Below are 10,504 nucleotides of genomic sequence, written 5' to 3'. Positions count from 1 at the left end.
GGAGAGCGCCTTGTCCTGCAAGTCGTCCCGCAAGGTCCTGCATATCTGCCTCTCGAACGGCTGGGGCGGACTGGAAATGTATCCGTCGCGCATTATACCCGAGCTTGCGCGACAGGGGTGGGAGGCCCACGGCCTGGCCCTGGCCGGCTCCCGGGTGGCCGATAGCCTCGCCGAGGCCGGCATCACGCCGCTGACGGTGTCCTCGCGCGGTCGAGCGCTGCTGGGGATCGGCCGGCTGCTGAGCTACCTGAAGCGCCACGGGATCGGCGTGCTGCACTGCCACAAGTCCAGCGACCTTCGCCTGGGCGCCCTGCTGGTGAGCCTGCGCCCCTCCCTGCGGCTCTTCTTCACCGACCACATGGGCGTCACCCGCCCCAAGAAGGACCCCTACCACCGCTGGGCCTACGGCCGCGTCACCCGGGTGTTCTCCATCAGCGAGACGACCCGTCGACGCAACCAGGCGGCCTTCCCCCTGCCCGCCGAGCGCATCCAGCGCCTCTACCTGGGCATCGACCCGGCGCCCTATGCGCCGCGGCTGTCACCGGACGAACGGGCGGAGTTGCGCCAGGCGCTCGGCGTGGCGCCGGGCGCGGTGGCGATCGGCCTGGCCGGGCGCCTGACCCCGGGCAAGGGGCAGCGGGTGTGGATCGAGGCGCTGGCCTGGCTGGCCGAGCAGCGGCCGGCCCTGGCCTGGCAGGGCCTGCTGGTCGGCGGGCTCACCGCCGCCGAGGGTAGCAGCGAGGCCTTCGTCGCCGAGCTGCGCGAGCGGGTCCGCGCGCTCGGCCTGGAGGAGAGCATCGCCTTCGTCGGCTTTCGCCGCGACCTGCCGCGGCTCTTCGAGGCGATGGACATCGTCTGCGTGCCGTCGCGCAACGAGGCCTTCGGGTTGACGGTGATCGAGGCCATGGCGGCCGGCAAGGCGGTGGTCGGCAGCGACAGCGGCGCCCTGCCCGAGCTGATCGAGCCCGCCACGGGCCGGCTCGCCGCGCCCGACGACCCCGCGGCCTGGGGCCGGGCCCTGGCCGAGCTGGCCGACGATGCGGCCCTGAGGGCGCGGCTGGGAGAGGCGGCGCGCTTACGCGTTGAGCGCGACTTCACCCTCGAGCGGCACGTGACGGAACTGCTGGCCGCCTACGCCGAGGCCTCGTAGCCGCGGCGCACGGCCGCCATGGCGCCGGAGGCGCCGAACTTCTCGAAGGAGCGCTGCAGGCGCGCCAGGTTGGCCGCCCGCCAGCGGCCGGGCCGCCGCAGCCGGCAGCGGTCCAGGTCGATCAGCCAGACCCGCCCCTCGGGGTCGATCAGGAGGTTGCGGGCGTTGAGGTCGACGTGATCCAGGCCTTCGTCGTGGAAGCGGCGCACCGTGGCGCCGACCCGCGCGAGCAGGGCCTCATCGGCCTGCTGCCGGGTGATCAGCTCGGCCAGGGCGCGGGCGCCGGGGATGCGCACGGTGACGAGCGCCGCCTCGTAGCCTAGCCCGTGGCGCGTCACCAGCGCCGCCACCGGGCGGGGCACCGGCAGGCCGCGGTCGTGCAGGTGGGCGGTGAGGCGCAGTTCGCGGAAGGCGCGGGTGCGCTCCAGGCCGGTCCAGAGGTAGCGGGTCTCGCTCGCCCTGGCGATCAGGCCGCCGCGGCGGTAGGGGCGCAGCACCCACTCGACGCCTTCGCCAGCGTCCAGGAAGAGGCTGGCGCCGCGGCCCGGCGCCTCGCCGGTGACCCGGCCGGCGTCGCGCCACCAGGCGGGGTCGAAGCCCTCGGCGATGAGCCTTGGCGCGGTTTGTGGCGCCCGGCCGGCGTCACATAAACTGTCCGCATCATATAGAATGCAACTCTTTCCCGCTCGATACGTTGCCAACCGCATGAAGCATCCTCTGCCCGATCGACCCCAGCACATCTGCGTGCTGCGACTCTCCGCCCTGGGCGATGTCTGTAACCTGGTGCCGACAGTCCGTGCCCTGCAGCGTCAGTGGCCCGAGGCGCGGATCACCTGGATCGTCGGCAAGGGCGAGCACAGTCTACTGGCGGGCCTCTCCGGGGTCGAGTTCGTGGTCTACGACAAGGCGACGGGCCTGGCCGGCATGCGGGCCCTGTGGCGGCAGCTCGCCGATACGCGCTTCGACCTGCTGCTCCACATGCAGCAGGCGCTGCGCGCCAGCGTGCTCTCCCTGGGGCTCAAGGCCGACCTGCGGGTGGGCTACGACAAGGCGCGGGCCAAGGATGCCCAGCACTGGTTCACCCAGCGCCAGCTGGCCCCGCATCCCCGTGCCCACGTGCTCGAGTCCTACCTGGACTTTGCGCGCCTGCTCGGCGTCGAGGACCTCTCGCTCGCCTGGGACCTGCCGGTGCCCGAGGCCGCCGTCGAGGAGGCCCGCGGCATCACCGGCGAGGCGCCCTACCTCTTGATCAGCCCCTGCGCGAACCCGCGGCTGCGCAACTTCCGCAACTGGTCCGCCGAGGGCTATGCGGCGGTGATCGAGCATGCCTGGCGCCAGCACGGCCTGAAGACGGTGCTGACCGGCGGCGGCAGCACCCAGGAGCGCGAGCTCGGCGAGCGCATCCAGTCGCTCTGCTCGGCGCAGGTGGTGACCGACGTCATCGGCGAGACCTCGCTCAAGGGCCTGCTGGCCCTGATCCGGGACGCCCGGGCGGTGATCGCCCCGGATTCGGGGCCGGTGCACATGGCCAACGCCCTGGGCGCGCCGGTGGTGGGGCTCTACGCCACCACCAACCCCGATCGGGCGGCGCCCTACTGCTGGCGGTCGTTCGTGGTGAATCGCTACCCGGACGCCGTGCGCACCTATCTGCACAAGGACCCCGAGACGCTGCCCTGGGGCCAGCGGGTCCGCCACCCCGACGCCATGTCGCTGATTCGTGCCGAGGACGTGATCGAGCGCCTCGAGGCACTGCTGGCCCTCCCCGAGTCCCCCATCGAGACGGAGTCCCCCGATGAAGCTTGACCTGACCGCCCTGGAGCGCTCCCGCCTGCTGGTGGTGGGCGATGTGATGCTCGACCGCTACTGGCACGGCGGCACCTCGCGGATCTCGCCGGAGGCCCCGGTCCCGGTGGTCAGGGTCGACGAGGCCGAGGATCGTCCCGGCGGCGCCGCCAACGTGGCCCTCAACGTCGCCTCCCTCGGGGCCCATGCCGCCCTGGCCGGCCTGGTGGGGGACGACGACAACGCCGATCGGCTGGCGACGCGTCTCGAGGATGCCGGAGTGAGCACTCGCTTCGCGCGCAGCCCCGGCATCCCGACGATCACCAAGCTGCGCGTGATGAGCCGCAACCAGCAGCTGATCCGCCTGGACTTCGAAGAGGGGCTCGGCGAGGTCGACACCTCGGGGCTTTTGGCCCAGGTCGAGGCGGCCCTGCCCGGCTGCGACCTGGTGATCCTCTCCGACTACGGCAAGGGCACCCTGAACCGCGTTGAGGAGCTGATCCGGATGATCCGCGGCGCCGGCAAGCGGGTGCTGGTGGACCCCAAGGGCGGCGACTTCCGCAAGTATCGCGGGGCCAGCGTGATCACCCCCAACCTCGGCGAGTTCGAGGCGGTGATGGGCCACTGCCGCGACGACGCCGAGCTCGCGGCCAAGGGCGAGACGCTGCGCGCCGAGCTCGAGCTCGAGGCGTTGCTGATCACCCGCAGCGAGAAGGGCATGACGCTGATCCGCGAGGGGCACGAGCCGCTGCACCTGCCGACCCGCGCCCGGGAGGTCTACGACGTCACCGGCGCCGGCGACACCGTGATCGGCGTGCTGGGCCTGGCGCTCGCCGCCGGCCACGGCTTCGCCGAGGCGATGACCCTGGCCAACCTGGCCGCCGGCCTGGTGGTGGCCAAGCCCGGCACCGCGACGCTCTCCATTGCCGAGCTCTACACCGCCCTTCACGGCGACAAGCTCGCCGAGTTCGGCGTCATCGAGGAGGCGCCCCTAGTCGAGGCGGTGCGCGCCGCCCAGGCCCGCGGCGAGCGGGTGGTGATGACCAATGGCTGCTTCGACATCCTGCACGCCGGCCACGTCGCCTACCTGGAGCAGGCGCGCCGGCTCGGCGACCGGCTGGTGGTGGCGGTCAACGACGACGCCTCCATCGGTCGCCTCAAGGGGCCCAAGCGCCCGATCAACCCCCTGGCCCGGCGCATGCAGGTGCTGGCCGGCCTCGGCGCCGTCGACTGGGTGGTGCCCTTCGGCGAGAACACCCCCCAGCGGCTGATCGAGACGGTGCTGCCGGACGTGCTGGTCAAGGGCGGCGACTATCGCCCCGAGGAGATCGCCGGCGGCGTCGCGGTGCGCGAGGCCGGCGGCGAGGTGCGGGTGCTGGGCTTCGAGGACGGCGTCTCTACCACCGCGATGATCTCCACCATCCTCGATCGCGAGACCTGATGGGCCTCGCGCCGCCCTGGGCCCGCCGCGCCTACTCGGCGGCCCTCTACCTGCTTGCGCCGCTGGTCTGGAAACGGGTCTGGCGCGAGCAGCTGCCCGGTCGCCCCCGCCGCGAGCGGCTGGGGCTCATTCCCCCCGCCGGTGAGGGCGAGCGGATCCTCTGGCTGCACTGCGCCTCGGTGGGCGAGGTGCAGGCCGCCCGTCCGCTGATCGCGGCGCTGGCCGAGCGCTGGCCCGGGTATCAACTGGTGATCACCACCATGACCGCCACCGGTGCCGAGCGGGTGCTGGCGCTGTCACAGACAGCCGGTCAGACAGAGCGTGGGGCCGAAGTGAGCCATCACTTCGTGCCGCTGGACTTCCCCGGCGCCGCGCGGCGCTTCGTCGCCCGGCTGCGTCCGGCGCTCGCCCTCTTCTTCGAGACCGAGCTGTGGCCCAACCTGCTGGCCGCCTGCGACCGCGCGGGCGTGCCGGTGGCGGTGGTCAACGGCCGGCTCTCGCCCCGCGCCTTTCGCGGCTATCGCCGCCTGAGGCCGCTGATGCGCGACGCCCTGGGCCGGGTGCACTGGCTGGCGGCCAAGTCCGACGAGGACGCCGAGCGCTTCCACGCCCTGGGCATGCCGGCCGAGCGCAGCGCGGTGGTGGGCAGCCTGAAGTTCGACCTCGCCGTCGACGACGCGACCCGCGAGGTGAGTGAGCGCTTGCGTGCCCGGCTGGGCGACCGCCCCGTCTGGGTGGCCGGGTCCACCCATCCCGGGGAGGACGAGCAGCTGCTGGCGGCCCACGCGCGGCTGAGGGCGCAGCGGCCCGAGGCGCTGCTGGTGCTGGTGCCGCGCCATCCCCGGCGCTTCGACGACGTGGCCGAGCTCTGCGCGCGGGAGGGCCTTGAGGTGGCGCGCCGCTCCCGGGGCGAGTGGCCCGGCGACGACACGGCCGTCTACCTGGGTGACACCATGGGCGAGCTGCTGGCGCTCTACGGCGCGGCGGACCTGGCCTTCGTGGGCGGCAGCCTGGTGCCCATCGGCGGGCATAACCTGCTGGAGCCGGCGGCGCTGGGCGTGCCGGTGCTCACCGGGCCGGCGCTCGCCAACTTCCTCGACGTGGCCGAGGCGCTGCGCGAGGCCGAGGCGCTGGTCGAGGTGGCCGACGGCGAGGCGCTGGGCGAGGCCCTGGGGCGGCTCTTCGATGACGCCGCCGAGCGCCGGCGCCTCGGCGAGGCCGGCCTCGGCGTGGTGGCGGCCAATCGCGGGGCCCTCGAACGCACCCTGGCCGGCCTGGAGGCGCTGCTGCCGGCGGAGTGAGGGCTTGGGCCAGCTCGTTCGGAGGAATCCTCCTCACCCCAAAGGCCCTCGCGTCGTCCTGCCCCGGCGTTCATCATCGGGAGCTCGAGATGGCCCCCTACTGCGGCGTCAGGCGCTCCACGCCCTGCTCGCCGCCGAGCAGCAGCAGGTCCGCGCCCCGGGCGGCGAAGAGCCCGTTGGTGACCACCCCGACGATGGCGTTGATCCGCGCCTCCATGGCGACCGGGTCCTCGATCATGAACTCATAGCAGTCGAGGATCTGGTTGCCGTTGTCGGTAATCACGCCCTGGCGGTAGACCGGGTCGGCGCCCAGCTTGACCAGCTCGCGGGCCACGTAGGAGCGCGCCATGGGGATCACCTCGACCGGCAGCGGGAAGTCCCCCAGGGTGGCGACGCGCTTGGAGGCGTCGGCGATGCAGACGAAGCGCTCGGCGCAGGCGGCGACGATCTTCTCGCGGGTCAGGGCCGCGCCGCCGCCCTTGATCATGTGCAAGTGAGCGTTCACTTCGTCGGCGCCGTCGACGTAGACCGGCACGGTGCCCACCTCGTTGAGCTCGAAGCAGTCGATGCCGTGGCCCCGGAGGCGCTCGGCGCTGGCCTCGGAGCTCGCCACGGCGCCGCGGAAGTCGTCGCGCAGGGCGGCCAGCCGGTCGATGAAGCGGTTCGCGGTGGAGCCGGTACCGACGCCGATCACGCTGTCACGGCCGAGGTGCGGGCGGATCTCGTCGATGGCGGCGGCGGCCACGGCGTCCTTGAGTTCGTCCTGGGTCATGTCGGGCTCGCTGTCTGATGGGGGCGAAAGGGGCGTCATTATAGGCCATGGCGCCGATGGATGCTGGACGCCGCGGCCGCGGGAATGCTACCAATACGGGTTCCTCGCGGCGCCGCCCATGGCGCCCTCGCGTCACTTCTGGGATATCAGGATGCTCGAAGCTACCGTCAAGAAGATTCTCCAGGCCCGGGTCTACGAGGCCGCCCGGGAAACCCCCATCTCGCCGGCCCCCTTCCTTTCCCGTCGCTTCAATAACCAGATCCTGATCAAGCGCGAGGACCTCCAGCCGGTCTACTCCTTCAAGATCCGCGGCGCCTACAACAAGATGGCGCAGCTCACCGACGAGCAGAAGGCCAAGGGCGTGATCGCCGCCTCGGCGGGCAACCATGCCCAGGGCCTGGCCATGGCGGCGAAGCTGATGGGCGTCAAGGCGGTGATCGTCATGCCGCGCATCACCCCGGAGATCAAGGTGGCCGCGGTGCGCGCGCGGGGCGCCAAGGTGGTGCTCAAGGGCGACGCCTTCGCCGAGGCGGCGGCCCACGCCCAGGAGCTGATCGCCGAGCACGGCTACACCTACATCCCGCCCTTCGACGACCTCGACGTCATCGCGGGCCAGGGCACCATCGCGGTGGAGATCCTGCGCCAGCACGGCGGGGCGATCGATGCCATCTTCGTGCCGGTGGGCGGCGGCGGCCTGATCGCCGGCGTGGCGGCCTACGTCAAGTACCTGCGGCCCGAGATCAAGGTGATCGGCGTGGAGTCCGAGGACAGCGCCTGCCTCAAGGCGGCCCTGGCGGCGGGCGAGCGCGTGGTGCTGGACCAGGTCGGGGTGTTCGCCGAGGGCGTCGCCGTGGCGCAGATCGGCGAGGCGCCCTTCGCCGTGATGCGCGGCCTGGTCGACGACGTCATCACCGTCAACACCGACGAGATGTGCGCGGCGGTGAAGGACATCTTCGAGGACACCCGCGCGGTCTCCGAGACCTCCGGCGCGCTGTCGCTCGCCGGGCTGAAGAAGTACATCCAGCAGACCGGCGCCGAGAACGAGACCCTGGTCTGCATCAACTCCGGGGCCAACACCAACTTCGATCGCCTGCAGCACATCGCCGAACGCACCGAGCTCGGCGAGCAGCGCGAGGCGATCCTCGCCGTGACCATCCCCGAGAAGCCCGGCAGCTTCAAGAAGTTCTGCCGCACCATCGGCAAGCGCATGGTCACCGAGTTCAACTACCGCTACGCGGAGCCCGAGCAGGCCCACATCTTCGTCGGCGTGCAGGTGAAGCCCGGCGGCGAGGATCGCCAGGCGGTGATCGACCGGCTGCGCGACGCCGGCTACCCGGTGGAGGACCTGACCGACAACGAACTGGCCAAGCTGCACATCCGCCACCTGGGCGGCGGCCGTCCCAAGGAGCACTTCGAGGAAGAGGTCTATCGCTTCGAGTTCCCGGAGCGCCCCGGCGCGCTGATGAACTTCCTCACCCACCTGCCCCAGGACTGGAACATCTCGCTCTTTCACTACCGCAACCACGGCGCCGCCTACGGCCGGGTGCTGGTCGGCATGCAGGTGCCCAACGGCGACCGCCGCCACGTCGAGGGCTACTTCGACGAGATCGGCTACCGCTACTGGAAGGAGAGCGACAACCCGGCCTACCGGCTCTTCATGGCCTGATGGGCGAGGCGTCGAGACGGGGCAGCGACATGGGATGGCGCTAGAGGCTCGGAAGTGAGCGCTGACTCACCGTATGATCCAGGTCATGTAAGTGTTTAGATATGTAACGTACTGAGAATGCCGGTTGTCATGCGTAAGCACGAGGCTCTATAGTCATCCCGGTGTCATCACCGCCGTGGTGACGCCGCCATCATCTTCACATCGGACCGACGCGGTCCCGTCTCCCATGGAGTCCATCACAATGAAGCGCAAGCCCGATCTGGTCATGGCACTGGTGCTGGTCTTCGGCATCGGGATCGTGGCCACCGGCTACGCCCAGGCGCTGGCGGGCGGCTGAGGCCCTCGCAGCAGAGCGGCCATCGCCCTGCCCGCCTCGCCCGATGACGACGGCCGATGCATCTGCATCGGCCGTCGTCGTTGGTGGCACCTGGGGAGGGCGGCCTCAGGGGCGAAGCACGCGGGCGTCGCTGACGATGGCATCCAGCGGCACGTCCCAGGGGGCCGTCGGCAGGCGCGACACCCGCTGGCAGTCATGGGCCAGGCCGATCAGCCGCGGGCGAGGCCCGGGGCGGCGGGTGAAGGCCAGGGTGCGGTCGTAGAAGCCGCCGCCCATGCCGATGCGCTGGCCGTGATCATCGAAGCCCACCAGCGGCAGCAGGATCAGGTCCAGCGCCCAGGCCGGGGTGCGCCGGGCGCGGTGCGCCCCGTGGCGGGTCTCGGGCTCGGGGATGCCGTAGCGGTTGGCCACCATGGGCGTGCCGGCATGGTAGTGCACGAACCACAGCTGGTTGTCGCAGAGTGGCTTCAGGACCGGCAGGTGGACGCGGCAGCCGCGGCGCTCGAGCCAGTCGATCAGCGGCGTGGGATCGATCTCGCCGTCGTTGGGCAGGTAGAGGGCCACGCGGCGGGCGCGCTGGAGTTCGGGGAGGCGGCGCAGGCGTCGGCAGAGTCGCTCGGCGGCCTCGCGGCGCTGCCGGGGCGACAGCTCGCGTCGGCGGCGACGCAGTTCGCGTCTCAGCCGGCGACGGTCATCGTCGGAGGGAGTGGGTGCGGCGATATCCTGCATGGTGGTCATGTCGGATCGGAGTTCCCCAGAGTGCCGCTGTCGTTCTGGCCCTTGAACCCAGTGGTTCAAGGTGGGTGGCCGCAGCCGAACCGTCAGGCTTTCCGACGCACGGACGTGCACACGGGTTCGGCTAGCTTTGGCCCCCTGGGTACTGCGCATAGGCTCGAGGGACTATAACGACTGGCCAACACCCCAGGGAACACCTTCATCCTACCAGAGGCCGGGGCCGGGCCAAAGGGGCGATTGCGTCTCGGCTCAGCGGCCGGGGACGGCGTCCAGCGCCTTCTCGAGGCGCGCGGTGAGGGCGTTGAGGCTCTCCTCGCCGGCGCGCTGGTCGTCGAGGGTCTCGAGCAGCTCGTGGGCGATGTTGAGGGCCGCCATGATGGCGATCTTCTCGCGGTCGACCACCCGGCCCTGGGCGTGGATGCCCTGCATGGCGCGATCGAGGTAGCGGGCGGCCCGCTCCAGCTTGTCCTGCTCCTCCGGCGGGCAGGCGATGGAGTAGGAGCGCTCCAGGAGGGTGATCTCGGTGGTCGGCCGTGTCGGCTCGGTCATGGCGGGCTCCGGCAAGGGCCTGTGGCAGCGGGGGCGCAGCGGGTGCGCGTCATGCAGGGTCGATGCGTTAACATCGAGGCCTGAAGCGAAACCCAGTCACTATAAGAGAGCCGTTTGCGGGCGGTCAACGCGCCCGTCGGCTCCCCCAGCGGAACCTTGCCATGTCACTGATCAACGAGCGCCAGGACTTCTCCACCATCGCCGACACCTTTCTGCTCCACGGCAGCATGCAGTCACCGGCCTTCCTCGACGGTCGCCTCTGCGCCTCCCTCGCCCTGCACGACATCACGCCGGAGGCCTGGCTGGAGGAGGTCTGCCTGAGCCTGGGCGTCGAGCAGCCCCGCGACGAGGCCAGCGCCGAGCGCCTGCTGGGCTGGCGCCGCCAGACCCTCGAGGCGCTGTCGGCCGCCGAGCTCAACCTCGAGCCGCTGTTGCCCGACGAGCTGTTCTCGCTGGCCGAGCGGGCCCAGGGCCTGCAGGAGTGGACCCTGGGCTTCCTCGAGGTGGTGGCCGATGCCGGCGATGCCCCGCGAGGCGACTGGTCGCCGGCCCTGCGCGAGGCCCTGGAGGATCTCGCCGGTCTGACCTCCATCGAGACCGACCTCGAGGACAGTGCCGAGAACGAGAACGACCTCTTCGCCCTCACCGAGCATGCGCGCATGGCCGCCATGCTGCTCTACACCGAGCAGCATCCCGGCAAGCCCCAGGTCGAGCAGGTCGACGAGCCGACCCAGCACTGAGCCGCCGACCCCACCCCGCCACCGAGGAGCC

10 protein-coding genes and 1 other RNA gene are annotated in these 10,504 nt (G+C 71.3%); 6 read left to right on the top strand and 5 right to left on the bottom strand.

Annotated features, from left to right (window positions below):
• Positions 1-10 precede the first annotated feature (10 nt).
• Positions 11-1,150: a glycosyltransferase family 4 protein gene (locus C9F13_RS10270; protein WP_245888756.1), complete on the top strand. Its 1,140-nt coding sequence runs from the start codon at positions 11-13 to the stop codon at positions 1,148-1,150.
• Here C9F13_RS10270 and C9F13_RS10265 read toward each other — a convergent pair.
• Positions 1,132-1,857 carry a 3-deoxy-D-manno-octulosonic acid kinase gene (locus tag C9F13_RS10265; RefSeq protein ID WP_108446172.1) on the bottom strand — a complete coding sequence of 242 codons (726 nt, stop codon included), beginning with the start codon at positions 1,855-1,857 and terminating at the stop codon, positions 1,132-1,134. The genes C9F13_RS10270 and C9F13_RS10265 overlap by 19 nt on opposite strands.
• On the opposite strand from C9F13_RS10265, the gene C9F13_RS10260 reads away from it, so the two are divergent.
• The 3 genes from C9F13_RS10260 to waaA are packed head-to-tail and all read left to right on the top strand — an operon-like array spanning position 1,856 to position 5,674.
• A complete protein-coding gene (locus tag C9F13_RS10260; RefSeq protein WP_108446171.1) occupies positions 1,856-2,953 on the top strand; it encodes a glycosyltransferase family 9 protein in 1,098 nt (365 codons plus the stop codon). The genes C9F13_RS10265 and C9F13_RS10260 overlap by 2 nt on opposite strands.
• Positions 2,943-4,373 (top strand): bifunctional D-glycero-beta-D-manno-heptose-7-phosphate kinase/D-glycero-beta-D-manno-heptose 1-phosphate adenylyltransferase HldE, encoded by a 1,431-nt coding sequence (gene hldE, locus C9F13_RS10255; protein WP_108446170.1) that lies wholly within the window; start codon positions 2,943-2,945, stop codon positions 4,371-4,373. Before C9F13_RS10260 ends, hldE begins: the two co-directional genes overlap by 11 nt.
• A complete protein-coding gene (gene waaA, locus C9F13_RS10250; protein WP_108446169.1) occupies positions 4,373-5,674 on the top strand; it encodes a lipid IV(A) 3-deoxy-D-manno-octulosonic acid transferase in 1,302 nt (433 codons plus the stop codon). Before hldE ends, waaA begins: the two co-directional genes overlap by 1 nt.
• Positions 5,675-5,771: 97 nt before the next feature.
• Here waaA and rpiA read toward each other — a convergent pair whose 3' ends face one another.
• Positions 5,772-6,446 (bottom strand): ribose-5-phosphate isomerase RpiA, encoded by a 675-nt coding sequence (gene rpiA / locus C9F13_RS10245; protein WP_108446168.1) that lies wholly within the window; start codon positions 6,444-6,446, stop codon positions 5,772-5,774.
• A 151-nt stretch (positions 6,447-6,597) separates the two neighbouring features.
• Between rpiA and ilvA the strand changes: the two genes are divergently transcribed.
• Positions 6,598-8,112 carry a threonine ammonia-lyase, biosynthetic gene (gene ilvA, locus C9F13_RS10240; protein ID WP_108446167.1) on the top strand — a complete coding sequence of 505 codons (1,515 nt, stop codon included), beginning with the start codon at positions 6,598-6,600 and terminating at the stop codon, positions 8,110-8,112.
• 442 nt (positions 8,113-8,554) lie between these two features.
• On the opposite strand, the gene C9F13_RS10235 is transcribed toward ilvA, so the two are convergent.
• The 3 genes from C9F13_RS10235 to C9F13_RS10225 form a co-directional block, all read right to left on the bottom strand.
• Positions 8,555-9,187 (bottom strand): 5-formyltetrahydrofolate cyclo-ligase, encoded by a 633-nt coding sequence (locus tag C9F13_RS10235; protein WP_108446166.1) that lies wholly within the window; start codon positions 9,185-9,187, stop codon positions 8,555-8,557.
• Positions 9,188-9,196: 9 nt separating this feature from the next.
• Positions 9,197-9,380, bottom strand: a non-coding RNA gene (gene ssrS / locus C9F13_RS10230) — 6S RNA.
• Between the two features lie 53 nt (positions 9,381-9,433).
• Complete coding sequence (locus C9F13_RS10225) at positions 9,434-9,733, bottom strand: cell division protein ZapA (protein WP_108446165.1); 300 nt, start codon at positions 9,731-9,733, stop codon at positions 9,434-9,436.
• 161 nt (positions 9,734-9,894) lie between these two features.
• Between C9F13_RS10225 and C9F13_RS10220 the strand changes: the two genes are divergently transcribed.
• On the top strand, positions 9,895-10,473 hold the full coding sequence (locus C9F13_RS10220) for a UPF0149 family protein (RefSeq protein ID WP_108446164.1): 579 nt from the start codon (positions 9,895-9,897) through the stop codon (positions 10,471-10,473).
• Positions 10,474-10,504 lie beyond the last annotated feature (31 nt).

The organism is Halomonas denitrificans, assembly GCF_003056305.1.
GTDB lineage: Bacteria > Pseudomonadota > Gammaproteobacteria > Pseudomonadales > Halomonadaceae > Halomonas > Halomonas denitrificans.
This window is presented reverse-complemented; position numbering and strand designations above follow the sequence as displayed.